The organism is Citrobacter freundii complex sp. CFNIH2, from assembly GCF_002880615.1.
Classification (GTDB): domain Bacteria; phylum Pseudomonadota; class Gammaproteobacteria; order Enterobacterales; family Enterobacteriaceae; genus Citrobacter_A; species Citrobacter_A amalonaticus_F.
Genome location: NZ_CP025757.1, coordinates 2,001,512 through 2,027,500, shown reverse-complemented (window position 1 = coordinate 2,027,500; position 25,989 = coordinate 2,001,512). Strand labels below are relative to the sequence as shown.

At 54.1% G+C, this 25,989-nt stretch carries 21 protein-coding genes, 1 tRNA gene and 2 pseudogenes; 12 read left to right on the top strand and 12 right to left on the bottom strand.

The features are described 5' to 3' along the window. Positions 1-54 precede the first annotated feature (54 nt). A complete protein-coding gene (gene cspD, locus WM46_RS10025; RefSeq protein ID WP_042284847.1) occupies positions 55-276 on the bottom strand; it encodes a cold shock-like protein CspD in 222 nt (73 codons plus the stop codon). Positions 277-426: 150 nt separating this feature from the next. Between cspD and WM46_RS26505 the strand changes: the two genes are divergently transcribed. From WM46_RS26505 to WM46_RS10010, 4 genes are all read left to right on the top strand, one after another. Continuing rightward, complete coding sequence (locus tag WM46_RS26505; RefSeq protein ID WP_212807582.1) at positions 427-501, top strand: hypothetical protein; 75 nt, start codon at positions 427-429, stop codon at positions 499-501. 98 nt (positions 502-599) lie between these two features. After that, positions 600-920: an ATP-dependent Clp protease adapter ClpS gene (clpS, locus tag WM46_RS10020; RefSeq protein ID WP_042320277.1), complete on the top strand. Its 321-nt coding sequence runs from the start codon at positions 600-602 to the stop codon at positions 918-920. A gap of 30 nt (positions 921-950) precedes the next feature. Next, positions 951-3,227: an ATP-dependent Clp protease ATP-binding subunit ClpA gene (clpA, locus tag WM46_RS10015; RefSeq protein WP_061077003.1), complete on the top strand. Its 2,277-nt coding sequence runs from the start codon at positions 951-953 to the stop codon at positions 3,225-3,227. Positions 3,228-3,617: 390 nt separating this feature from the next. Continuing rightward, positions 3,618-3,866, top strand: a complete 249-nt coding sequence (locus tag WM46_RS10010) for a DUF4282 domain-containing protein (RefSeq protein ID WP_061077004.1) — start codon at positions 3,618-3,620, stop codon at positions 3,864-3,866. A 207-nt stretch (positions 3,867-4,073) separates the two neighbouring features. On the opposite strand, the gene WM46_RS10005 is transcribed toward WM46_RS10010, so the two are convergent. From WM46_RS10005 to WM46_RS09985, 5 genes and pseudogenes are all read right to left on the bottom strand, one after another. Further along, positions 4,074-4,469: a VOC family protein gene (locus tag WM46_RS10005; RefSeq protein WP_102602166.1), complete on the bottom strand. Its 396-nt coding sequence runs from the start codon at positions 4,467-4,469 to the stop codon at positions 4,074-4,076. A 72-nt stretch (positions 4,470-4,541) separates the two neighbouring features. Continuing rightward, positions 4,542-4,853, bottom strand: a pseudogene (locus WM46_RS10000) (cupin domain-containing protein). Positions 4,854-5,011: 158 nt separating this feature from the next. Beyond that, positions 5,012-5,683 (bottom strand): B3/4 domain-containing protein, encoded by a 672-nt coding sequence (locus WM46_RS09995; RefSeq protein ID WP_102603814.1) that lies wholly within the window; start codon positions 5,681-5,683, stop codon positions 5,012-5,014. A 335-nt stretch (positions 5,684-6,018) separates the two neighbouring features. Then, positions 6,019-6,106 (bottom strand) — tRNA-Ser (locus WM46_RS09990). A gap of 196 nt (positions 6,107-6,302) precedes the next feature. Further along, positions 6,303-7,163 carry a pirin family protein gene (locus tag WM46_RS09985; RefSeq protein ID WP_102602165.1) on the bottom strand — a complete coding sequence of 287 codons (861 nt, stop codon included), beginning with the start codon at positions 7,161-7,163 and terminating at the stop codon, positions 6,303-6,305. Positions 7,164-7,269: 106 nt separating this feature from the next. On the opposite strand from WM46_RS09985, the gene WM46_RS09980 reads away from it, so the two are divergent. Then, the gene (locus WM46_RS09980; RefSeq protein WP_102602164.1) at positions 7,270-8,181 is read left to right on the top strand and encodes a LysR family transcriptional regulator; all 912 of its coding nucleotides are present in this window, start codon (positions 7,270-7,272) and stop codon (positions 8,179-8,181) included. A gap of 75 nt (positions 8,182-8,256) precedes the next feature. Here WM46_RS09980 and infA read toward each other — a convergent pair whose 3' ends face one another. The 6 genes and pseudogenes from infA to trxB form a co-directional block, all read right to left on the bottom strand. After that, the gene (gene infA, locus WM46_RS09975) at positions 8,257-8,475 is read right to left on the bottom strand and encodes a translation initiation factor IF-1 (RefSeq protein ID WP_001040187.1); all 219 of its coding nucleotides are present in this window, start codon (positions 8,473-8,475) and stop codon (positions 8,257-8,259) included. Continuing rightward, a pseudogene (locus WM46_RS26830) lies at positions 8,403-8,770 on the bottom strand (hypothetical protein). Before WM46_RS26830 ends, infA begins: the two are co-directional and overlap by 73 nt. Continuing rightward, positions 8,771-9,475: a leucyl/phenylalanyl-tRNA--protein transferase gene (aat, locus tag WM46_RS09970; protein WP_102602163.1), complete on the bottom strand. Its 705-nt coding sequence runs from the start codon at positions 9,473-9,475 to the stop codon at positions 8,771-8,773. 44 nt (positions 9,476-9,519) lie between these two features. Further along, positions 9,520-11,241, bottom strand: coding sequence for a heme ABC transporter ATP-binding protein/permease CydC (cydC, locus tag WM46_RS09965; protein WP_102602162.1), 1,722 nt, complete (start codon positions 11,239-11,241; stop codon positions 9,520-9,522). After that, positions 11,242-13,008, bottom strand: a complete 1,767-nt coding sequence (cydD, locus tag WM46_RS09960) for a heme ABC transporter permease/ATP-binding protein CydD (protein ID WP_102602161.1) — start codon at positions 13,006-13,008, stop codon at positions 11,242-11,244. It abuts the gene before it with no gap. A gap of 114 nt (positions 13,009-13,122) precedes the next feature. After that, the gene (gene trxB / locus WM46_RS09955; protein WP_061077012.1) at positions 13,123-14,091 is read right to left on the bottom strand and encodes a thioredoxin-disulfide reductase; all 969 of its coding nucleotides are present in this window, start codon (positions 14,089-14,091) and stop codon (positions 13,123-13,125) included. A 546-nt stretch (positions 14,092-14,637) separates the two neighbouring features. Between trxB and lrp the strand changes: the two genes are divergently transcribed. The 7 genes from lrp to dmsB all read left to right on the top strand — a co-directional run bounded on the left by lrp (position 14,638) and on the right by dmsB (position 25,989). Further along, positions 14,638-15,132, top strand: a complete 495-nt coding sequence (lrp, locus tag WM46_RS09945; protein WP_000228469.1) for a leucine-responsive transcriptional regulator Lrp — start codon at positions 14,638-14,640, stop codon at positions 15,130-15,132. 134 nt (positions 15,133-15,266) lie between these two features. Then, a complete protein-coding gene (ftsK, locus tag WM46_RS09940; RefSeq protein WP_187394477.1) occupies positions 15,267-19,223 on the top strand; it encodes a DNA translocase FtsK in 3,957 nt (1,318 codons plus the stop codon). Positions 19,224-19,334: 111 nt separating this feature from the next. Next, the gene (lolA, locus tag WM46_RS09935; protein WP_044256345.1) at positions 19,335-19,946 is read left to right on the top strand and encodes an outer membrane lipoprotein chaperone LolA; all 612 of its coding nucleotides are present in this window, start codon (positions 19,335-19,337) and stop codon (positions 19,944-19,946) included. Between the two features lie 8 nt (positions 19,947-19,954). Continuing rightward, positions 19,955-21,298, top strand: coding sequence for a replication-associated recombination protein RarA (rarA, locus tag WM46_RS09930; RefSeq protein ID WP_042320252.1), 1,344 nt, complete (start codon positions 19,955-19,957; stop codon positions 21,296-21,298). 92 nt (positions 21,299-21,390) lie between these two features. After that, positions 21,391-22,683, top strand: coding sequence for a serine--tRNA ligase (serS, locus tag WM46_RS09925; RefSeq protein ID WP_046478664.1), 1,293 nt, complete (start codon positions 21,391-21,393; stop codon positions 22,681-22,683). Positions 22,684-22,916: 233 nt separating this feature from the next. Then, positions 22,917-25,361, top strand: coding sequence for a dimethylsulfoxide reductase subunit A (gene dmsA / locus WM46_RS09920; protein WP_102602159.1), 2,445 nt, complete (start codon positions 22,917-22,919; stop codon positions 25,359-25,361). A 10-nt stretch (positions 25,362-25,371) separates the two neighbouring features. Next, positions 25,372-25,989, top strand: a complete 618-nt coding sequence (gene dmsB, locus WM46_RS09915; RefSeq protein ID WP_102602158.1) for a dimethylsulfoxide reductase iron-sulfur subunit DmsB — start codon at positions 25,372-25,374, stop codon at positions 25,987-25,989.

The following is a 25,989-nucleotide window of genomic DNA, read 5'->3' as shown; positions in this document are numbered from 1 at the left end:
CAGCCGATCGGGCTGGCATTTTACCTGCGGGATGTACACAATGAGACAGAAGAGCTATGCAACAGCTTCTGCTTCGATAGGCACGATGACACTGGCGTGATTGCCTTTTGGCCCCTGGTGAACATCAAACTGGACAGACTGTCCGGCTTTTAGCGTTCTGTAACCATCCATCTGAATGGTGGAATAGTGAGCGAAAATATCTTCGCCGCCGCCTTCAGGGCAGATGAACCCAAACCCTTTGGCATTGTTGAACCACTTAACAGTACCCGTTTCCATGCTTCGACATCCTTCGTAAATCTTATATAAGTAAGATGGAATGAACCGGTGGTGGAGTGGGGGTTGTTCAAAACCTCGCCAACTCTCGAAATTACAATTTAGAGAAATCAGGCGGGGCGTCAAGCGTCTGACGGGGGTCGGTGGGTAAAAATGAATCAAAAATTTGAAGCAGTTAACGCTATTGGCGGGAATGTGACAGATGTCGCGGATGCCAGTGATAGATGATAGTTATCTATTAATTGAGGTAGATTGATTGTGCACATCCGCTCTTGTCAGCGGCAGACTGTTCTGCCGGTAACCGTAACTGAAGATGACGACTGACAATGGGTAAGACGAACGACTGGCTGGATTTCGACCAGCTGGCGGCTGATAAAGTGCGTGACGCGCTAAAACCGCCATCTATGTATAAAGTGATATTAGTCAATGATGATTATACTCCGATGGAGTTTGTTATTGACGTGTTACAAAAATTCTTTTCTTATGATGTAGAACGTGCAACGCAACTGATGCTTGCGGTTCACTATCACGGTAAAGCCATCTGCGGCGTTTTCACCGCTGAGGTCGCGGAGACCAAAGTGGCGATGGTGAACACGTATGCGAGGGAGAACGAGCATCCGTTGCTGTGTACGCTGGAAAAAGCCTGAATGCAGGCATAAAAATTGGGGGAGGTGCCTATGCTCAATCAAGAACTGGAACTCAGTTTAAACATGGCTTTCGCCAGAGCGCGCGAGCACCGTCATGAGTTTATGACCGTCGAGCACTTGTTACTGGCGCTGCTCAGTAACCCATCGGCCCGCGAAGCGCTGGAAGCGTGTTCCGTGGACCTCGTGGCGCTCCGTCAGGAACTCGAAGCCTTCATTGAACAAACCACACCCGTACTGCCTGCCAGCGAAGAAGAACGCGACACGCAGCCGACGCTGAGCTTTCAGCGCGTTCTGCAACGTGCGGTCTTCCACGTTCAGTCCTCCGGGCGCAGTGAGGTGACCGGTGCGAACGTGCTGGTCGCCATCTTTAGCGAACAGGAATCTCAGGCCGCTTACCTGCTGCGTAAGCATGAGGTCAGCCGTCTTGATGTGGTCAACTTTATTTCTCACGGTACGCGCAAAGATGAGCCGAGTCAGTCGTCTGATCCTGGCAGTCAGCCCAATACCGACGAGCAAGCTGGCGGGGAGGAACGTATGGAGAACTTCACGACTAACCTTAACCAGCTTGCCCGGGTTGGCGGTATTGACCCGCTGATCGGCCGTGACAAAGAACTGGAGCGCGCCATCCAGGTACTGTGCCGTCGACGTAAAAATAACCCACTGCTGGTGGGGGAATCCGGCGTCGGGAAGACGGCGATAGCCGAAGGCCTGGCCTGGCGTATCGTGCAGGGCGACGTACCGGAAGTGATGGCCGATTGCACCATCTACTCGCTGGATATCGGTTCGCTGCTGGCGGGCACCAAATACCGCGGTGACTTTGAAAAACGCTTTAAAGCGTTGCTGAAACAGCTGGAGCAGGATACCAACAGCATCCTGTTTATCGACGAGATCCACACCATTATTGGAGCCGGTGCGGCGTCGGGCGGCCAGGTGGATGCGGCAAACCTGATTAAACCGCTGCTTTCCGGCGGTAAGATCCGCGTGATTGGCTCCACGACCTATCAGGAGTTCAGCAACATTTTCGAAAAAGATCGTGCGTTAGCCCGTCGCTTCCAGAAAATTGATATTACTGAACCGTCGGTAGAAGAGACCGTACAGATCATCAATGGCCTGAAACCGAAGTATGAAGCGCACCATGACGTCCGTTACACCGCGAAAGCGGTGCGTGCAGCGGTTGAGCTGGCGGTGAAATACATCAACGACCGTCATCTGCCGGATAAAGCGATCGACGTGATCGATGAAGCGGGGGCGCGTGCGCGCCTGATGCCGGTCAGCAAGCGTAAGAAAACCGTCAACGTGGCCGATATCGAGTCCGTGGTGGCGCGTATCGCGCGTATCCCGGAGAAGAGCGTGTCGCAAAGCGATCGTGATACGCTGAAAAACCTTGGCGACCGTCTGAAAATGCTGGTCTTTGGGCAGGATAAAGCCATTGAGGCGCTGACCGAAGCCATCAAGATGAGCCGTGCGGGCCTGGGACACGAGCATAAGCCAGTCGGTTCTTTCCTGTTTGCCGGTCCGACCGGGGTCGGGAAAACCGAGGTGACGGTGCAGCTTTCCAAAGCGCTGGGAATCGAACTGCTGCGTTTTGACATGTCCGAGTATATGGAACGTCATACTGTCAGCCGCCTGATTGGCGCGCCTCCGGGATACGTTGGTTTCGATCAGGGTGGTCTGCTGACGGATGCGGTCATCAAGCATCCTCATGCGGTACTGCTGCTCGATGAAATCGAAAAAGCGCATCCGGATGTCTTTAACCTGCTGCTGCAGGTGATGGACAACGGCACGCTGACGGATAACAACGGCCGTAAAGCCGATTTCCGCAACGTGGTGCTGGTGATGACAACCAACGCCGGCGTCCGTGAAACGGAACGTAAATCGATTGGCCTGATTCATCAGGACAACAGCACTGACGCGATGAGCGAAATCAAGAAAGTGTTTACGCCGGAATTCCGTAACCGTCTCGACAATATTATCTGGTTCGAGCACCTGTCTACTGAGGTGATCCACCAGGTTGTCGATAAGTTCATCGTCGAGCTGCAGGTTCAGCTGGATCAGAAAGGTGTCTCTCTGGAAGTCAGCCAGGAAGCGCGTAACTGGCTGGCAGAGAAAGGCTACGACCGGGCAATGGGCGCACGTCCAATGGCGCGTGTGATTCAGGATAACCTGAAAAAACCATTGGCAAACGAGCTGCTGTTTGGTTCGCTGGTCGATGGTGGGCAGGTGACCGTGGCGCTGGATAAAGAGAAAAATGAGCTGACCTATGGCTTCCAGAGCGCACAGAAGCACAAACCGGAAGCCGCGCATTAATCTCTGATTTCTTCGCTGTCTAAAAAAACCGGGCGCAGTTCACACAGTGCCCGGTTTTTTATTGTCTGAGGTCAGCAAACTTCTGTTCACGTCCTCAAAACCTTCTCTTTTTAATATCAGATTATTATTCGCCAGTAAAAGACGTGATGAAATATTAATTTAATAACTATTTAACAATAAATACTAATTCTTGTTCTGTAGAATGCTATTCCACACATTGCTAATGTTATGATTTTGAAATCATTATCACGCTATTTAACGAAAATTCTCATCTTTAATTCATAAGGAATGGGAAAGAAGTTGGTGAATAAATCGGTATTTACATCTTGAAATAAATAATATATGTTGTTCTGGCAGTTTTCTTCAAATTTTGTTTATTAAGGATAGCCAATGAAAGTCATTCTGGGGTTCGATAGTCTTCTGACACCTAAAATCATGGTGTTTTTATACTGGATTTTTATGGCCTTAGTGGTCGTTGGTGGCGTAATTTCTATATTTAACGGTCAAATCATCGCTGGGTTATTTGGGACTATTTTGAGTCTGGTTGGCTGTCGGGTCATGTTTGAACTTATTATGATCGCGTTTAAAAACAATGAGTATCTGCGCATAATTGCACAGAATGCCAATAAATCAGAATAATGGCTCTTCTTCGGTATTAATCCTGGTTTGCCACATTTGATATTTATCTTCACACTGAGATAACATCCTGACGCTCTTTTTATACATGCAGAGTGTCAGGATGCTTCAGTTTTGCTAATGAAATAACGAATGTCTTGCAGGGCCTTAAAAACGCCGTTGAACGAAAATCGGTGTGGCGGGCAGGCAACATAGAAAATACAGTAGACTTTACTTTTTAGCCGGGTCGTAAAAAACAAAAGCAATCTTGTTATTGTCAGGATCACGGACATAAGCACTATAAAAATCATCGCCATAGTGTGGGCGGTAACCAGGAGGACCATCATCTTCGCCTCCGTTTTCTAGCGCTAAGGTATAGAGCTTGTTAATGATTTCAACGGAGGGGGCATTAAGGGCCACCATCACGCCATTACCAAATGTCGCCGGTCGATGATTAAAGGGTAGGCCAACACAAAGCCCTGTGGCATGATTATCTTTGAATGTGCCCCAGGCTGCACCTTTCTTACTTCGACCATCCAGCGGATAGCCCAGCACGTCCATCAACGGCGCATAAAATTGATAAGAAATTTCCGGGTTATTAGTGCCCAGCATGATATAAGAAAACATGACAACTCCTGTTGTAAAAAAAATCCATTCTCGTTTGTTACTATGCCTGTTCAGGGGGCTGAAAGAAAGTATTTATACTGAGCCTTCTTTTTCAATTACTACTATTCTGGCTTCACCTTTAGGATGTGCAACATGTTCACAACCCTGATCGGCAAAAAAGAGATCCCCTGTATTCAGTATCACTGTTTTGACTTCGCCATGTTCCTTATAAAACATTTAAACGACGCCATCCATAACAGCAAAAACTTCCTGACCCTCATTTATATGCCACTTATAGGGCTTATCTGTCCAGTGTAAACGTACGGAGGTTCCACTTAGCGAGGCAATGTCCATTGCTTCCCAGGCATTTTCTGCCCTAAAATCTTTGCTGATAATTGTTTTCATCATTGTCCCAATAAGTCTGATTGGATGTTAATGATATACGCAATATTCCAACTTAGCACATGCCTTTAGCAAAGCATATATTCTCGGCCATTTTTCATCATCTAATATCGGAACGAGAAATCGATGTGCCACCGTTACAATAGGCCATATGCATAGGGTCATAAGCGCTTCACATCCGTCTGTATAGCTGAGGGCCAGATCTGAGATATGGCGTCAGTGAGCGCAAAAATGAGTCGTTCAACGTCATCCTGTGCGGTTTCGTGCAGCGCTTCGGCGACAATCAACACCCTGGACGTACGTTGCTTAACGGCCGACCTGCCGCTTTGCCGATGAGTCCAGCGTCGGGCATGGGCTCGCCCGGAATCATCGGCAAAGATAACTTCACCGGGTTCAGGGTGTTCCGTCTCCCCGGAAAAAGTCTCATAGGACTCATCCCCACAGGCAGGGCGTACCGTTAACGCACCGCTGATCTGAACGATATCAAACACGGCAACCGGTATGGCAAAGGCGAGGGAAACGGCATTGCACAGGTCAATCATTGGATGCAGCGTCGGCAATTCACCGCTCTTCCGATATCGCCTTAACAAGGATTCCGACGCGCAGCGATACTGCGTTGGCTTAAGGCCTAGTTCGGAAAAAGCACGACGCCAGGCCTTAATTTCAGCAAACTCGCCTTCTCGGGATGTCGCCAGACGCTTATCGGCGACCGCAAGGAACTGAGCAATATGTGCATCAGAATTGGCATTTGCGTGGACACCATTAATACTCATCGTCGCGGTACGACGTTGTCCGAATCTCGTATGCATTTCAGGGGCATAACATAGCTGCATTGATATTTTCTCCTTTACGCCATTTCTGACAGCATGCCAGTCGTGTTGTGCGCTGTATTGGATAAAATTGCAGATGACTTCAGTGGCAAACAAAAACGTGAATATGGCGGTGAAGGGGGGTGACTCGCATCGCTCGCCGTTACTCGGCCCATCCCTGGACCTCGCCCCTTCGGGGCCAACGCAAGCGTTGTTCAAAAGCGCTCCAGGCGTTTTTGTGCGGGCAGTCCAACGGTCTGCGCCCGTTGTCGAACCCCGGTCGGGGATTCTCATCCCCCCGGCGTGTGCCATATGCGAAAAAAAAAGCCCGTACTTTCGTACGAGCTCTTTCTCAAATATGGCGGTGAGGGGGGGATTCGAACCCCCGATACGTTGCCGTATACACACTTTCCAGGCGTGCTCCTTCAGCCACTCGGACACCTCACCATATTGTATTGCTGCCTGACCGCTTGGGGGGCAACGGGGCGCTACTATAGGGAGTTGCGCGAAAACGGTCAAGCAGTATTTACGCTTTGCTTCTCGTTTGGTTACGCATTGTACATCTTCCCCGACGTAAGCCGTCGGGGAAGTGATTTAGCGTTGTGAATCCAGTATTTCGCGGTTCTTCACGATCTCCTCACGCTCAGATTTGACCAAAGCGGCCCGCGTTAAAATCGCGAACGGCTTCTGCGATTTCTTGTTTGGTATTCATGACAAACGGACCGTAGCCGACGATCGGTTCATTCAGCGGTTCTCCCGACAGTAACAACACGCTGGCATCGTGGGTGGCTTCCAGATGCAATGCGTCCCCTTGCTGGCTTAATACCACCAGTTGTGCCTCGCTTGCTGTTGTCGATCCATTTACCGTGATTGAGCCTTTCAGGACGATCAGCGCGGTACTCCACCCTTCAGGCTGCGAAAGCGTCACCGGGCGCGCCTGTTGTAACCGCATATCCCAGACATTCAGCGGCGAGAACGTGCGTGCCGGACCGGTCGTTTGCTGATACTGACCGGCAATGATTCGCGCGGTCCCTGCATCGTCCGGCAGCTCAACGGTCGGGATGAAATCCTGAGTGATGCTCTGATAACCCGGTGCCGTCATTTTGTCTTTTGCTGGCAGATTCACCCACAGTTGCACCATTTCCAGTTCTCCCCCCTTTCGGGTGAAGACTTCAGAGTGAAATTCCTCATGCAGAATGCCTGCGCCAGCGGTCATCCATTGCACGTCTCCGGGGCCGATAATGCCGCCGCGACCGGTTGAGTCGCGATGCTCAACTTCCCCGCTGTACACAATTGTCACCGTTTCAAAACCACGGTGGGGATGCTCACCCACGCCACGCTTTTCTGTTCCCGGCGCGAACGTATGGGGACCGGCATAGTCAAGCAACAAAAATGGGCTCAACTGCTCACCGTGGGACTGGTACGAAAACAGTGAACGAACCGGAAATCCATCGCCAACCCAGTGCGGACGAGGTGCGGTATAGACGCCTGTAACCTGTTTCATCATTCTCTCCTCAATGGCTTGTTACGTTATGAATAAGCTTATATTCATGACGGCGAGGTGAGTAGTGGCTAAAATGAACCTCATCGTTCTGAAAATGGAACAATAAATGGTAAAGCCAGATCTCAATGATTTTGCATGGTTTGTCCATGTCGTGGAGCAGGGCGGGTTTGCTGCAGCAGGTCGCGCACTCGATGAACCGAAGTCAAAGCTCAGCCGGCGCATTGCGCAACTGGAGGAGCAACTGGGGGTGCGACTCATCCAGCGGACGACGCGGCAGTTTAACGTCACGGAAGTGGGACAAACGTTCTATGAACACTGCAAAGCAATGCTGGTGGAAGCACAGGCGGCGCAGGATGCGATTGCCGCATTACAGGTTGAGCCTCGCGGCGTGGTGAAGTTGACGTGTCCGGTAACGCTGCTTCACGTCCACGTGGGACCGATGCTGGCGAAATTTATGGCGCGCTACCCCGATGTGACGCTGCAACTCGAAGCCACGAACCGTCGCGTTGATGTGGTAGGGGAAGGCGTTGATATTGCAATCAGAGTGCGTCCTCGCCCGATCGAGGACAGCGATCTGGTGATGCGGGTGCTTGCCGACCGCGCACACCGGTTGTTTGCCAGCCCGGCGCTGATCGCACGTATGGGCACCCCGACGGCGCCGTCGGAATTATGCCGTTGGCCCGGACTGAGTCTGTCGGCAGGCAAACATATTCATCGCTGGGAACTGTATGGTCCGCAAGGGGCCAGAGCGGAAGTGCACTTTACCCCGCGATTTATCACGACCGACATGCTGGCATTGCGCGAGGCGGCCATCGCCGGCGTCGGTGCCGTACAACTTCCTATCTTAATGGTGAAAGAACAGCTTGCGGCGGGGGTAGTGGTTGCGTTACTGGAAGGTTGGGAGCCGAGAAGAGAGGTAATTCACGCCGTTTTCCCTTCACGCAGGGGATTACTGCCATCGGTCAGAGCGCTGGTGGATTTTCTGACGGATGAGTATGCGCGGATGGCGGAAGAGTAGGGGATTTTCATGCAACAAAAAAGGCCGGATTGACCGACCTTTTATTATCTGGACGCCATTCGGGCGTGAAAACAATCAGCGACTACGGAAGACAATGCGGCCCTTGCTCAGGTCGTACGGGGTCAGCTCAACAGTCACTTTGTCGCCCGTCAGGATGCGGATGTAGTTTTTACGCATTTTACCGGAGATGTGTGCAGTAACCACGTGACCGTTTTCTAACTCTACGCGGAACATGGTATTAGGTAACGTTTCGAGAACGGTACCCTGCATTTCAATATTGTCTTCTTTGGCCATCTAATCCTCTGGGGTATCACTACCGTAATTTGAACCGGCAAGATAATGCCGAAGTTCTTTTAATAAGTAAAGATTTGCACGTTTAAAACGCAGCAAACAAAATTTGGCGCATTACTCTGGATCGCTTCAAAAACACACGACAAAGCCGCACGTGAAGCGCAACGTATAAGGGAGCGATGAGATAAACGATGGCGTTACCTGACGCGAACGGATCCTTAACGGCAGCGGGGTAATGGGCTAAACCAACTCTGCGACTGCAATTATAACACCCTGACAAAAAATGTGCCGAAAACATTCACCCCTGGGGCAAAAATAACGTGCGAGGGACCCAAAAATCGCGAGGTAAACGTTGCTGACGTAATGCATCGAGGTGTTCCAGATACACCCGGCGCGGAATTTCGACTGCCCCTAACGATTCGGTATGACTATTGAGCACCTGACAATCCATTAATTTACCGCCCTGGCGAACAAATTCTGCGCAAAAAACCAGCAGTGCGGTTTTTGACGCATTCTCTTGTCGGCTGAACATTGATTCGCCGCAAAACAGAGCCCCCTGAGAAACGCCATACATCCCGCCAACCAGCGTATTTTCGCGCCAGACCTCAATGGAATGGGCATGTCCCAGTTCGTGCAGTCGATGATAGGCCTCTACCACGCCCTGGGTGATCCAGGTGCCTTCATCGCGATCGTTGGCGCATCCCTCAATGACCTGGCCAAACGCATAATTCAGCGTGACGCGATACGGAGAGCGCTTATGGAAGCGCTTCATGCTACGGCTGACATGAAACGTGTCAGGCCACAGAATGGCGCGGGGATCCGGTGACCACCAGAGAATAGGATCGCCAGGCGAAAACCACGGGAAAATACCGCGTTGATAGGCCATCAGCAGGCGCGCAGGGCTGAGATCGCCCCCAAGCGCCAGCAGGCCGTTTGGCTCGCGTAAAGCGCCCTCCGGCGAAGGGAAGGCGATAGAGTGTCGGGAAAGCTGAACCAGGCGCATGACAGCAGAACTCCAGTACGCGAGTCGGATCGTTCAATAATAGCTTACAGACCTTGCTTAAACTGGTAATAACGACCCTGCTGCGCTAACAGATCTGCGTGATTACCTTGCTCAATAATTTGGCCGTTGTCCATCACTATTATTTGATCAAAACGCGCGAGTCCGCGCAGGCGATGCGTCACCATCAGTAACGTTTTATCGCGCATCACCTCTGCCAGCAATTCAAGCATTTGGCTTTCGGTCGTCGCATCCAGGCCTTCCGTCGGTTCATCAAGCAGCATCAACGGCGCATCGTGCAAAAGCGCACGGGCGATCGCCAGACGGCGCAGTTCGCCACCGGATAACTGACGACCGCCTTCGCCCAGCCAACTGTTGAGGCCGGCATCGTCGAGAAGTTTCTCCAGCCCGACGCGGCGCAGCGTGTCTGCCAGCTGTTCGTCACTGGCGTCGGGCGCGGCAAGCAGCAGGTTGTCGCGCAGGGTGGCGCTGAACAAGTGTACGCGCTGTGGCACAACGCTGATGGTCTTGCGTAGCGTCGCTTCATTCAATGTCGCAATCGGGCGACCGTTGAGCAGGATCTCGCCCTGCTGCGGATCCCACGCGCGCGTGAGCAGTTGCAGCAATGTCGATTTACCACACCCGGTGCGCCCAAGAATGGCGATGTGTTCGCCAGGATTTACCTGCAGGGAGAGCGAATCCAGCGCTTTTTGCGCCTGTTCGGGGTAGCTGAATGAAACGTCATGCAGCGTCAGGGTGACCTGAACCGGGACGTCGGATATGTCAGTCGGGAAAGTCACTTCCGGCTTCTGCTCGGTCAGTTCGGTGATCCGCATGGCGGAGGCGATGACCTGTCCCAGATGCTGGAATGCGCCGGTCACCGGAGCCAGCGCTTCAAATGCCGCCAGCGCGCAAAAGACAAACAGGGCAATCAGCGCACCAGGCTGAGCGTTGCCACCTACGCCGCCTGCCGCCATCCACAGCATCAGTAAGATGGCTACGGCGCCGATGAGCAACATCAGCGCCTGTGACAGTGCCGTCAGTTCAGACTGGCGACGCTGCGCTTCGTGCCACTGTAATTCGGTGGCCTCCATCTGCGCGCGGTAGCGGTCGCTGGCGCCGAAAATGGTCAGTTCAGCCTGGCCCTGTAACCATGCGGTCAACTGCTGACGATACTGTCCGCGTAGGTGCGTCAGGTTTTGTCCGGTGGTTTTACCGGCGCGATAAAACACCGGCGGCATGATAAACAGCGTCAACAGCATCACGCCGCCAAGGGTGCAGGCGAGGGTGACATCCAGCACGCTCAGACCGATCGTCACAACCATAATCACCACAAAGGCACCCACCAGAGGGGAGATGACGCGCAGGTAGAGGTGATCCAGCGTATCCACATCTGCCACAATGCGGTTCAACAGTTCACCCTGACGATAGCGGGCCAGCCCGGCAGGGGAGAGCGGCAGCAGCTTGCTGAAGGTGTGAATGCGCAAATGTTGCAGCACGCGGAAGGTGGCATCATGGCTGACCAGCCGCTCAAAATAGCGTCCGGCAGTCCGGGTAATGGCCGCGCCGCGCACGCCCGCAGCAGGCAGCATATAGTTAAAACTGTAGATACCGGCAAAGCCCGCGACGGCCGACGCAGAGAGGAACCAGCCGGACAGCGTCAGCAGGCCAATGCTGGCGAGTAAGGTGATAATCGCCAGCACAATACCCAGCGTTAACATCCACTTGTGACGTTTATAGAGCGTCAGATAAGGCAGCAACGCACGCATTTAGATCTCCTCCTGACGATGGGCCAACAGCGTCGCAAATGCGCCGTTGGCGGTACTCAGTTCGGCCCAGGAGCCCTGTTCGATAATCTGTCCGTCCTGCATCACCCAAATCGTGTCCCAGTCAGCAAGATCTTCAAGCTGGTGCGTGACCATCAGCGTTGTCTGGCGTTTTGAGGCGGCTTTCAGCGCCTGCATGACCCGCTGTTCGCTATGGGCATCCAGGCTGGCAGCCGGTTCGTCCAGCAGCAGCAGCTTGCAAGGATTAAGGAGCGCACGGGCTACCGCCACGCGCTGCGCCTGACCGACGGACAAACGTCCGGCCTGATCACCAACGGGCGTATCCACTCCCTGCGGTAACAGCGGCAGGAATTCACTGACCCAGGCGCTGTCGAGCGCAGTACGCAACTCTTGCTCACTGGCATTCGGGCGAGCCAGCAGAACGTTTTCCCGTATCGTCGCCGCGGGCAACTGTGGGTTTTGCCCCACCCAGGAGAGATGCTTACGCCAGGACTCTGGCGACAACTCGCGAAGTTCCACCCCGTTAATGCGCAGCGATCCCTGATAAGAGAGGAAGCCGGAAAGCGCATTCAGCAGGGAACTCTTACCCGAACCGCTGCGGCCGACCAGCACGGTACGCTGCCCGGCAGGGAGGGAGAAGTTCAGCGGTCCCGCCAGGGTTTTGCCTTCTGGCGACGAAATGATGAGATCGACGGCGTCAATGGAAACAGGCTCTTGCGCGGATAACTCCACATCGCCTTGTTCCGGATGGGCGAGCGGCGTTTCCATAAACGTTTTCAGACTGTCTGCCGCGCCTACCGCCTGTGCTTTAGCGTGATAAAACGTCCCTAAATCGCGCAGCGGCTGAAAAAACTCAGGGGCCAGAATGAGGGCGAGGAAGCCTGCTGCCAGCGTGACGCCCGTACCGTAGTGGCCGAAATTAAGTTCACCGAGGTAGGAGAAGCCAAAGTAAACCGCGACCAGCGCAATGGAAAGCGAGGTAAAAAACTCCAGCACGCCCGACGATAAAAAGGCGAGGCGCAGCACTTCCATCGTGCGCTGGCGGAAATCTTGCGACGCGACGCGAATGCTTTCGGTTTCAGCTTCACCACGGCCAAAAATGCGCAGAGTATCCATTCCGCGTAAGCGATCGAGGAAATGTCCGCTCAGACGCGCCAGGGCAAGGAAATTACGCCGGTTAGCATCGGCAGCGCCCATACCGACCATCGCCATGAACAGAGGGATCAGCGGCGCAGTGCCGAGAAGGATCAACGCGGCGGCCCAGTTCGACGGAAAAATAGCCGCGACGATCAGGATGGGAACACACACTGCCAGCGCCATCTGCGGCAGATAACGAGCGTAGTAATCGTGCATATCGTCAATTTGTTCCAGCACCAGCGTGGCCCAGCTTCCTGCGGGTTTTCCCTGGATCCATGCCGGACCGGCCTGTTGCAGGCGGTCGAGCACCTGGCGGCGGATCTCAAACCGGATATGTTGGCCCGCATGGAATCCTACGCGTTCGCGTAGCCAGACAACCCAGGCGCGGAGGATAAAGATCAGCACCAGCACGACAAATGGCAACAGCAACGCCTCGCGTGGGATATTCTCCATGATCATATGTTGCAGAATGCGAGCCATGATCCAGGCCTGAGCGACAATCAGTACGCCACTCACGAACCCCAGCAGGCGAGAAATCATAAGCCAGCGTTGGGAAATGACACTTTGCTGTTTTAACCAGCGGGTTAGCTCTTGTTGACGAGTTTTATTCATTGCGCGCTTTGCAGGTGAGTTATCAGAATTTTTAGGCAGGGCAATGTTACAACGGGGCAAAAATAAAGGCGACTTATAGTCGCCTTATTTACTTTTGTTACTGATTTGTAAAAACTATTTGCACGCGTCGGCTAAACCGTCGAGGTAGCGTTCAGCATCCAGCGCAGCCATACAACCGGTGCCTGCGGAGGTAATAGCCTGACGGTAAATGTGGTCCATCACGTCGCCCGCAGCAAAGACGCCCGGGATGCTGGTCTGAGTCGCGTTACCGTGACTCCCGGACTGCACTTTGATGTAGCCGTTTTCCAGCTCAAGCTGACCGTCGAAAATCGCCGTGTTCGGGCTATGGCCGATGGCAACAAACAGCCCCGCAACTTCCAGTGACTCAATGTTGTCCGTATTCTGTGTATCACGCAGGCGCAGACCCGTGACGCCCATCTGATCGCCGGTCACTTCTTCCAGCGTGCGGTGGGTGTGCAGTACGATGTTGCCGTTCTCCACTTTGTCCATCAGACGTTTAATCAGAATTTTTTCCGCGCGGAAGCCGTCACGACGGTGAATCAGGTGAACTTCAGAGGCAATGTTCGCCAGATACAGCGCTTCTTCGACGGCCGTGTTACCACCGCCGATAACCGCGACTTTCTGATTACGATAGAAAAAGCCGTCGCAGGTAGCGCAGGCAGAAACGCCACGGCCTTTGAATGCCTCTTCTGACGGCAGACCAAGATAACGGGCGGATGCGCCGGTTGCGATGATCAGCGCATCACAGGTGTACTCTGCACTGTCACCGATCAGACGGAACGGACGGTTTTGCAGGTCCACTTTATTGATGTGATCGAAGATGATCTCGGTTTCAAACTTAGTCGCATGTTCGTGCATGCGTTCCATCAGCAGTGGTCCGGTCAGATCGTTTGGATCGCCCGGCCAGTTTTCCACTTCTGTTGTGGTGGTCAGTTGACCGCCTTTTTCCATACCGGTAATCAGTACCGGCTGCAGGTTTGCGCGCGCAGCATAGACCGCCGCGGTGTATCCCGCCGGGCCGGAACCCAGGATAAGCAGTTTACTGTGTTTGGTCGTGCCCATGAGATCCTCATTGTTGTTGGCAGGCAATGGGCTGGATTGTAGGGAATTTGACGGCGTAAAAAAAGAGTATAGCGATTTTGTTAACAATTTGTGGAATAGACGAGGCCAATGAGTGAACAAATCTGCAGTCACGTCATAATGAATTCTACTTAAAATCGCTCAGTTATAAGGTGATAAAATGATGAATCGTCTTAACGCGTAATGAATAACTGGCATGTTGTACTAAAAATCGATGTTTTACTTTGACAATCACCTGCTGTTTTGCGAAAACATTCGAGGAAGAAAAAAACAGTGTTGTGTGTGTGCCGCATAATCATGCATATAAATACCATGTTTACCGGGCTAGCGAAATCTACGCATGGTGTGGACAGACGCCATTCGTGATGTCGATAGCTGCCGTCAGGCAACGGTCTTCTCACTATAGACCCAGGCATTGCGCGCCGTTAATCCTCTTGGGTTCGGTCTATGGTGATGGGCATCGACTCTCGACAATGACGTTTGATGAGTCAGGCAGGAGTAGGGAAGGAATACAGAGAGACAATAATAATGGTAGATAGCAAGAAGCGCCCTGGCAAAGATCTCGACCGTATTGATCGTAACATTCTTAATGAGCTGCAAAAGGATGGGCGTATTTCTAACGTCGAGCTTTCTAAACGAGTGGGACTTTCCCCGACGCCCTGCCTTGAGCGTGTGCGTCGTCTGGAAAGACAGGGTTTCATTCAGGGCTATACAGCGCTGTTGAACCCGCATTATCTGGATGCATCACTTCTGGTATTTGTTGAGATTACTCTGAATCGTGGCGCTCCGGATGTGTTTGAACAATTCAACGCCGCCGTACAGAAACTTGAAGAAATTCAAGAGTGTCATTTGGTGTCCGGTGATTTCGACTACCTGTTGAAAACACGAGTGCCGGACATGTCAGCCTATCGTAAACTGCTGGGGGAAACCCTGCTGCGTCTGCCTGGCGTCAATGACACCCGTACTTACGTGGTAATGGAAGAAGTCAAACAGAGTAATCGTCTGGTTATTAAGACGCGCTAATACGGAACAGGTGCAAAATCGGCGTATTTTGATTACACTCCTGTTAATCCATACAGCAACAGTGCCGGGGTAACCCGGTGCTGTTGTCCGTTTTAGCATCGGGCAGGAAAAGCCCGAAACCTGGAGAGCCTTTTTTGAGCCAGGAATACACTGAAGACAAAGAAGTCACATTGACAAAGTTAAGCAGCGGGCGCCGACTTCTGGAGGCGTTGCTGATTCTTATTGCCCTTTTTGCCGTCTGGCTGATGGCAGCCTTACTGAGCTTTAACCCTTCTGATCCCAGCTGGTCGCAAACGGCCTGGCATGAGCCTATCCATAATCTGGGCGGGGCTCCGGGGGCGTGGCTGGCGGATACCCTGTTCTTTATCTTTGGGATTATGGCGTACATCATCCCTGTCATCATTGTGGGTGGCTGCTGGTTTACCTGGCGTCACCAGGCGACCGATGACTATATCGACTATTTTGCCGTCTCGCTGCGCATCATTGGCGTGCTGGCCCTTATCCTCACCTCCTGCGGTCTGGCCGCCATTAATGCCGATGACATCTGGTACTTCGCGTCCGGCGGGGTGATTGGCAGTCTGTTGAGTACCACGCTGCAACCGCTGCTGCACAGCAGTGGCGGCACCATTACGCTTCTGTGCGTGTGGGCGGCAGGGCTGACGCTCTTCACCGGCTGGTCGTGGGTCAGCATCGCCGAAAAACTCGGTGGCTGGCTGCTCAATATTCTGACCTTTGCCAGCAACCGTACGCGTCGTGATGATACCTGGGTAGAAGACGACGAATACGAAGACGATGAAGAGTATGAAGATGAAGCCGAGGGCGGGAAACGTGAATCCCGTCGGGCGCGTATTCTTCGCGGCGCGCTGGCGCGTCGTAAACGTCTGGCTGAAAAATTTATTAATCCGCATGGCCGTCAGACTGACGCGGCGCTCTTCTCCGGCAGACGCATGGATGATGACGATGAGATCTCCTGGAGCGCGCGCGGCGTTCCGGCCGATCCCGGCGATGTGCTGTTTTCCGGGCATCGTGCGACACAGCCCGAATATGATGAGTACGATCCGCTGCTAAACGGTCATTCGGTAACCGAACCCGTCGCCGCTGCGGCGGCAGCAACGGCCGCGACTCAGGCCTGGGCCGCGCCGGTTGATCCGATAATGCAAACGCCGCCTGTACCGGGGGCGGAAACCGTTCCTGTACAACCCGCGGTTGCATGGCAGCCTGTACCAGGCCCGCAAACCGGCGAGCCGGTGATCGCGCCTGCGCCGGAAGGCTATCCGCCGCACAATCCGTACGCGCAACCGCAACAGGCGCAGAATGAGACATGGCAACAGCCTGTTCCGACTGAACCGCAATACGCTGCGCCAGTGGCCCCTGAAACCGGTTATCCGCAGCCAGGCGAACCACAGCAACCGTGGCAGCAACCGCAGGCTGCGGCAGAACAACCCTGGCAGCCTGAGCCGGTTTATCAACCGGAGCCTGTCCAGCCGCCGGTTTATCATCAGCCAGCGTATCAACCGGCGCCTTTACCGCCGCAGGAGCCTGTGGTTCAACAGACCCCGATTACAGAGCCTGAGCCGGTAGTCGAAGAGACAAAACCTGCGCGTCCGCCGCTGTACTACTTTGAAGAAGTGGAAGAAAAGCGTGCGCGTGAACGTGAGCAACTGGCCGCGTGGTATCAGCCGATTCCTGAACCGGTTAATGCGCCTGAACCGGTGGTTCCTGCACCCTCAACAGCGCCTGCTATACCGCCTGTTGACGCTGCTGCGGCCATTGCGCCGATCGCTGCAGGCGTGAAGGACGCGACCTTATCAGCCGGTGCGACGGCGGCAGCAGCTGCGCCAGTCTTCAGCCTCGCGAACGGCGGAGCGCCGCGTCCGCAGGTAAAAGAAGGGATTGGCCCGCAACTGCCTCGTCCCAATCGCGTACGTGTACCGACACGCCGTGAGCTGGCATCATATGGCATAAAATTGCCTTCTCAGCGTATGGCTGAGGAGAGAGCGCGTGAAGCCGGACAACACGATCCGCAGTATGGCGATGATGAAATCGACGCCATGCAACAGGACGAACTGGCTCGTCAGTTTGCCCAGTCGCAGCAAAGTCGTTATGGCGACGAGTATCAGCATGAGCCAACGCAGGCCGACGATGAAGATGCCGCTGCGGAAGCTGAACTGGCGCGCCAGTTTGCCTCTTCACAGCAACAGCGCTACGCCGGTGAGCAACCTGCCGGAGCAAATCCATTCTCGCTGGATGATTTTGAGTTTTCGCCCATGAAAACGCTGGTCGATAACGGCCCGCATGAACCGCTGTTTACGCCGGGCGTAATGCCGGAGTCTGCGCCTGTTCAGCAACCCACCGCGCCGCAGTACCAACAGCCGGTAGCCCCGCAGCCGCAATATCAACAGCCGCAACAACCGATAGCGCCGCAGCCGCAGTATCAGCAGCCGCAACAGCCGGTAACGCCGCAGCCGCAGTATCAGCAGCCGCAACAGCCGGTAGTGCCGCAGCCGCAGTATCAGCAGCCACAACAGCCGGTAGCGCCACAGCCGCAGGAAAGCCTGATTCACCCGCTGCTGATGCGCAACGGTGACAGTCGTCCGCTGCAAAGACCGACGACGCCACTGCCTTCGCTGGATCTGCTGACGCAGCCGCCGAGTGAAGTGGAGCCGGTTGATACCTTCGCGCTGGAGCAAATGGCGCGCCTGGTTGAAGCCCGCCTGGCAGACTTCCGCATCAAGGCTGATGTGGTGAATTACTCGCCTGGTCCGGTGATTACGCGTTTTGAACTGAATCTGGCGCCGGGCGTGAAGGCGGCGCGTATTTCCAACCTTTCTCGTGACCTGGCGCGTTCATTGTCGACCGTTGCGGTGCGCGTGGTGGAAGTGATTCCGGGTAAACCGTACGTAGGCCTGGAATTGCCGAACAAAAAACGGCAGACCGTTTATCTGCGTGAAGTGTTGGATAACGCGAAGTTCCGTGAGAACCCGTCGCCGCTGACCGTCGTGTTGGGTAAAGATATTGCCGGCGATCCGGTGGTGGCCGATCTGGCGAAAATGCCGCACCTGCTGGTGGCGGGGACAACCGGTTCGGGTAAATCGGTTGGGGTGAACGCCATGATCCTCAGCATGCTTTACAAAGCGCAGCCGGAAGACGTGCGCTTCATCATGATCGACCCGAAAATGCTGGAGCTGTCGGTTTACGAAGGCATTCCGCATCTGCTGACGGAAGTCGTCACGGATATGAAAGACGCCGCTAACGCCCTGCGCTGGAGCGTTAACGAGATGGAGCGCCGTTACAAGCTGATGTCTGCGCTGGGCGTGCGTAATCTCGCGGGTTACAATGAGAAGATAGCCGAAGCCGCGCGGATGGGACGTCCGATTCCGGACCCGTACTGGAAGCCGGGCGACAGTATGGATGCGCAGCATCCGGTACTGGAAAAACTGCCGTATATCGTTGTGCTGGTGGACGAATTTGCCGACCTGATGATGACCGTCGGTAAGAAAGTTGAAGAGCTGATTGCCCGACTGGCGCAAAAAGCCCGTGCGGCCGGGATCCACCTGGTGCTGGCGACGCAGCGTCCATCGGTTGACGTCATTACTGGTCTTATCAAAGCCAACATACCGACACGTATTGCCTTCACTGTGTCCAGTAAGATTGACTCGCGTACTATCCTCGATCAGGGCGGTGCAGAATCGCTGCTGGGGATGGGGGATATGCTTTACTCCGGGCCAAACTCCACCATGCCGGTGCGTGTTCACGGCGCATTTGTCCGTGATCAGGAAGTGCACGCGGTGGTACAGGACTGGAAGGCGCGTGGGCGTCCGCAGTATGTGGATGGCATCACCTCCGACAGCGAAAGCGAAGGCGGCGGCGGTGGTTTTGACGGCGGCGAAGAGCTGGATCCGTTATTCGATCAGGCTGTTAACTTTGTGACAGAGAAACGCAAAGCGTCCATCTCCGGCGTACAGCGCCAGTTCCGCATTGGCTACAACCGTGCGGCGCGTATTATCGAACAGATGGAAGCGCAGGGGATCGTCAGCGAGCAGGGCCATAACGGCAATCGTGAAGTGCTGGCACCGCCACCGTTTGACTAAGTGCAAAGTTACGTAATTCAGTATTGTCTTCTTTCCTCACGCTGATTTTTGGCCTGGAATGGATAGCAGAGGGATCTCCCGGTCGGGAGTGACGTATTTTGAGGAATAACAATGAAAAAAATCGCAATCACCTGTGCATTACTCTCAGGATTCGTGGTAAGCAGCGTTTGGGCGGATGCCGCCAGCGATCTGAAAAGTCGTCTGGATAAAGTAAGCAGCTTCCACGCCAGCTTTACGCAGAAAGTGACCGATGGCAGCGGTGCCGCTGTTCAGGAAGGTCAGGGTGATTTGTGGGTGAAGCGTCCCAACCTGTTTAACTGGCACATGACGCAGCCTGATGAAAGCATTCTGGTTTCTGATGGGAAAACGCTGTGGTTCTTCAACCCGTTTGTTGAGCAGGCCACCGCGACCTGGCTGAAAGATGCCACCGGCAACACGCCGTTTATGCTGATTGCCCGCAACCAGTCCAGCGACTGGCAACAGTACAATATCAAGCAGAACGGTGACGACTTCGTCCTGACGCCGAAAACCAGCAACGGTAATCTGAAACAGTTCACCATCAACGTGGGTCGTGACGGGACCATTCATCAGTTCAGCGCCGTGGAGCAGGATGACCAGCGCAGCAGCTATCAGCTGAAATCGCAGCAGAATGGCGCCGTTGACGCATCGAAGTTCACTTTCACTCCACCGCAAGGCGTAACGGTAGACGATCAACGTAAGTAGAGGCCTGCGTGAGCAACCTGTCGCTCGATTTTTCTGATAATACCTTTCAGCCACTGGCCGCGCGGATGCGGCCAGAAAATTTAGCGCAGTATATTGGTCAGCAGCACCTGCTGGCTGCGGGTAAACCGTTGCCGCGCGCGATTGAAGCCGGACATCTGCACTCCATGATCTTGTGGGGACCGCCAGGTACCGGAAAAACCACGCTTGCTGAAGTGATTGCCCGCTACGCCGATGCTGACGTTGAGCGGATTTCAGCGGTCACCTCCGGCGTGAAAGAGATCCGCGAAGCCATCGAACGCGCCCGACAGAATCGTAATGCCGGGCGTCGTACCATCCTGTTTGTTGACGAAGTTCACCGTTTTAATAAAAGCCAACAGGATGCGTTCTTGCCGCATATTGAAGACGGCACGATCACCTTTATCGGGGCAACCACCGAAAACCCGTCGTTTGAACTGAATTCTGCGCTGTTGTCGCGGGCGCGCGTCTATTTGCTCAAATCGTTGACCACGGAAGATATCGAACAGGTTCTCCGTCAGGCGATGGAAGACAAGGCGCGGGGCTACGGTGGGCAGGATATCGTTCTGCCAGATGATACCCGCAGAGCCATCGCGGAACTGGTCAACGGTGATGCGCGCCGCGCATTGAACACCCTGGAAATGATGGCCGATATGGCGGAAGTGGATGACAGCGGCAAGCGAGTGCTGCTTCCCGCACTGTTGACCGAAATCGCCGGCGAGCGCAGTGCGCGTTTTGATAATAAAGGCGACCGCTTCTACGATCTCATTTCCGCATTGCATAAATCAGTTCGCGGCAGCGCGCCGGATGCGGCACTTTACTGGTATGCACGAATCATTACAGCAGGGGGCGATCCGCTGTATGTCGCGCGCCGTTGCCTGGCGATTGCTTCCGAAGATGTGGGTAATGCCGATCCGCGTGCGATGCAGGTGGCGATTTCCGCCTGGGACTGCTTCACGCGTGTGGGGCCTGCTGAAGGCGAGCGCGCTATCGCCCAGGCGATTGTCTATCTGGCCTGCGCACCGAAAAGCAATGCGGTGTATACCGCTTTTAAAGCGGCGATGTCCGATGCCCGCGAACGTCCTGACTATGACGTGCCTGTTCATTTGCGCAATGCGCCGACAAAGCTGATGAAAGAGATGGGTTACGGCCAGGAATATCGTTATGCGCATGACGAACCGAATGCCTATGCCGCCGGAGAGGAATATTTCCCGCAGGAGATGGCACAAACACGCTATTATCACCCCACAAACAGAGGTCTTGAGGGCAAGATTGGCGAAAAGCTCGCCTGGCTCGCCGGACAGGATCAAAATAGCCCTATAAAACGCTACCGTTAGCGCAGGCGTTGCGGTAATGTTGGCACTGTATCCCTGTGACCGCAGGCTGTGGTCACATTTTCCTCTTTCAATTCGATAAGCACAGGATAAGCATGCTCGATCCCAATCTGCTGCGTAATGAGCCAGACGCAGTCGCTGAAAAACTGGCACGCCGGGGCTTTAAGCTGGATGTAGATAAGCTGCGCGCTCTTGAAGAGCGTCGTAAAGTTTTGCAGGTCAATACTGAAAACCTGCAGGCAGAGCGTAACTCTCGATCGAAATCCATCGGCCAGGCGAAAGCGCGCGGGGAAGATATCGAGCCTTTACGTCTGGAAGTGAACAAACTGGGCGAAGAGCTGGATGCCGCAAAAGCGGAGCTGGATGTTTTACAGGCTGAGATCCGCGATATCGCGCTGACCATTCCTAACCTGCCTGCTGACGATGTTCCGGTGGGTAAAGACGAGAACGATAACGTTGAAGTCAGCCGCTGGGGTACCCCGCGCGAGTTTGACTTTGAGGTTCGCGATCACGTCACGCTGGGCGAAATGCATACCGGTCTGGACTTCGCTGCTGCCGTTAAGCTGACGGGTTCCCGTTTTGTGGTGATGAAAGGGCAGATTGCCCGTATGCACCGTGCGCTCTCGCAGTTCATGCTCGATCTGCACACGGAGCAGCATGGCTACAGCGAAAACTATGTGCCGTATCTGGTCAACCATGACACCCTGTACGGTACGGGTCAGTTGCCGAAATTTGCCGGCGATCTGTTCCATACCCGTCCGCTGGAAGAAGAGGCTGACAGCAGCAACTACGCGTTGATCCCGACGGCGGAAGTGCCGCTGACCAACCTGGTGCGTGATGAAATCATCGATGAAGACCAATTGCCGATCAAAATGACGGCGCACACACCGTGCTTCCGCTCTGAAGCGGGTTCCTACGGTCGTGATACCCGTGGCCTGATCCGTATGCACCAGTTCGACAAAGTTGAAATGGTACAGATCGTTCGCCCGGAAGATTCAATGGCGGCTCTGGAAGAGATGACTGGCCATGCGGAGAAAGTGCTGCAACTGCTGGGTCTGCCGTATCGCAAAATCATTCTTTGCACCGGCGACATGGGCTTCGGCGCATGTAAAACCTACGATCTGGAAGTGTGGGTACCGGCGCAGAATACCTACCGCGAGATTTCGTCCTGCTCTAACGTCTGGGATTTCCAGGCGCGCCGTATGCAGGCACGCTGCCGCAGCAAGTCCGATAAAAAGACCCGTCTGGTGCATACTCTGAACGGTTCTGGTCTGGCGGTCGGTCGTACGCTGGTAGCCGTGATGGAAAACTACCAGCAGGCTGATGGTCGTATCGAAGTACCAGAAGTGTTACGTCCGTACATGAACGGACTGGAATATATTGGTTAATCCTCGCTCCACTCTTTTCTAAAAAGCGCCTTTGGGCGCTTTTTTTATGCCTGTTTGACGCCGGACAATAATCATTACTCCCTTGGGGGTAATATTACCTTCGAATGAAATTCAGCATTTTGCGCTGTTATCCTGTAAATGCGTTATATATAAAACTATATAGCAGTACTTAACTACTCAAATAATAACATCAATTTCTGTTTTTTTACTGTAAGCAAGCAGAGTGAGCCTTTATGAAAACTAAGATCCCTGATGCCGTGATGGCAGCGGAGGTGAGTCGTCGCGGTTTAGTCAAAACGACGGCGATAGGCGGACTGGCGATGGCCAGCAGCGCGTTTACCCTGCCATTTACCCGTATCGCTAATGCTGCCGAAGCCCTGAGCCCGGCACAAGCCAGTGAAAAAATCGTCTGGAGCGCCTGTACCGTAAACTGCGGGAGTCGTTGCCCGTTACGCATGCATGTTGTGGATGGCGAAATCAAATATGTTGAAACCGACAACACCGGTGACGACAACTACGACGGCTTACATCAGGTGCGCGCCTGTCTGCGCGGGCGCTCCATGCGCCGTCGTGTCTATAACCCGGATCGTCTGAAATACCCGATGAAACGCGTGGGCAAACGCGGAGAAGGTAAATTCGAGCGTATCAGTTGGGATGAGGCTTACGACATCATCGCCAGCAACATGCAGCGCCTGATTAAAGACTACGGTAACGAGTCTATCTACCTCAATTACGGCACCGGTACGCTGGGCGGTACGATGACCCGTTCCTGGCCGCCGGGAAATACCCTGGTGGCGCGTCTGATGAACTGCTGCGGCGGTTATTTGAACCACTATGGTGATTATTCTTCCGCACAAATTGCGGCGGGTCTGAACTACACCTACGGTGGTTGGGCGGATGGTAACAGCCCGTCTGACATCGAAAACAGCAAACTGGTAGTCCTGTTCGGTAACAACCCTGGCGAAACCCGCATGAGTGGTGGTGGGGTGACCTATTATCTGGAACAGGCGCGACAGAAATCGAATGCCCGGATGATCATTATCGATCCGCGCTATACCGATACCGGGGCCGGTCGTGAAGATGAATGGATCCCAATTCGTCCGGGTACCGATGCGGCGCTGGTGAATGCGCTGGCTTATGTGCTGATTACTGAGAATATGGTCGATCAGCCGTTCCTCGATAAATACTGTGTGGGCTACGACGAGAAAACGTTGCCAGCCAGCGCGCCGAAGAATGGTCACTATAAGGCCTATATCCTCGGCCAGGGGAATGACGGTACGCCAAAAACGCCTGAATGGGCGGCGCAAATTACCGGCATTCCGGCAGACCGTATTATCAAACTGGCGCGTGAAATCGGCAGCGCAAAACCGGCCTATATTAGCCAGGGCTGGGGTCCGCAGCGCCACGCGAACGGTGAAATCGCCACCCGTGCCATTTCAATGCTGGCCATTCTGACCGGTAACGTCGGGATCAACGGCGGCAACAGCGGCGCACGTGAAGGCTCTTACGATCTGCCGTTTGTACGGATGCCAACGCTGGAAAACCCGATAGACACCAGTATCTCCATGTTTATGTGGACTGACGCGATTGAACGCGGTCCAGAAATGACCGCGCTGCGTGATGGCGTGCGCGGCAAAGATAAACTCGACGTGCCGATTAAGATGATCTGGAACTACGCCGGTAACTGTCTGATCAACCAGCACTCAGAGATCAACCGCACGCATGACATCCTGCAGGATGACAAGAAGTGCGAAATGATTGTCGTCATCGACTGTCACATGACGTCGTCGGCGAAGTATGCCGATATCCTGCTGCCGGACTGCACGGCTTCTGAACAGATGGACTTCGCGCTGGATGCTTCCTGCGGGAATATGTCTTATGTGATTTTTGCCGATCAGGCCATCAAGCCGCGTTTCGAATGCAAAACCATCTATGAGATGACCAGCGAACTGGCGAAGCGTCTGGGCGTCGAGCAGCAGTTTACTGAAGGACGCACTCAGGAAGAGTGGATGCGTCATCTGTACGAGCAGTCGCGTAAAGCGATTCCGGCGCTGCCGACCTTTGAGGAATTCCGTAAACAGGGTCTGTTTAAGCAGCGCGATCCGGAAGGGCACCATGTGGCCTATAAGGCGTTCCGTGACGATCCGCAGGCCAATCCATTGACCACGCCGTCGGGTAAAATCGAGATCTACTCGCAGGAACTGGCGGAGATTGCCGCAACCTGGGAACTGCCGGAAGGCGATGTCATCGATCCATTGCCGATCTATACACCGGGCTTTGAGAATTACAACGATCCGTTGACCAAAGATTACCCGCTGCAGCTAACGGGCTTCCACTATAAATCTCGCGTTCACTCCACCTATGGCAACGTGGATGTCCTGAAAGCGTCGTGCCGCCAGGAGATGTGGATCAACCCGCTCGACGCGCAAAAACGCGGTATTCGTAATGGCGACAAGGTCCGCATCTTCAATGGTCGCGGAGAGCTACATATTGAGGCGAAAGTGACGCCGCGGATGATGCCGGGCGTGGTTGCGTTAGGGGAAGGGGCCTGGTATGACCCGGATACAAAACGCATTGACCAGGGCGGCTGTATCAACGTATTGACCACCCAGCGTCCGTCTCCCCTGGCAAAGGGGAACCCGTCACATACGAACCTTGTTCAGGTTGAGAAGGTGTAAGGAGTAACCGATGACAACCCAGTATGGATTTTTTATTGATTCCAGCCGTTGCACCGGTTGTAAAACCTGCGAACTGGCCTGTAAAGATTACAAAGACTTAACCCCGGATGTCAGTTTCCGCCGCATTTATGAATATGCGGGTGGGGACTGGCAGGAAGACAACGGCGTCTGGCACCAGAACGTGTTTGCCTACTATCTCTCTATCGCCTGTAACCACTGTGAAGATCCGGCCTGTACCAAGGTCTGTCCGAGCGGGGCGATGCACAAACGGGAAGACGGCTTTGTGGTGGTTGATGAAGATGTCTGCATCGGCTGTCGTTATTGCCATATGGCCTGTCCGTACGGCGCGCCGCAGTACAACGCCGCCAAAGGTCACATGACCAAATGCGACGGCTGTCATGACCGTGTGGCAGAAGGCAAGAAACCGATCTGTGTCGAGTCTTGTCCGCTGCGCGCGCTGGATTTCGGACCTATCGATGAACTGCGTAAGAAACATGGCGATCTGGCGGCGGTTGCTCCGCTGCCGGGTGCGCACTTCACCAAGCCGAGTATTGTGATCAAACCGAATGCCAACAGCCGCCCGACCGGGGATACCACCGGCTATCTGGCGAATCCGAAGGAGGTGTAA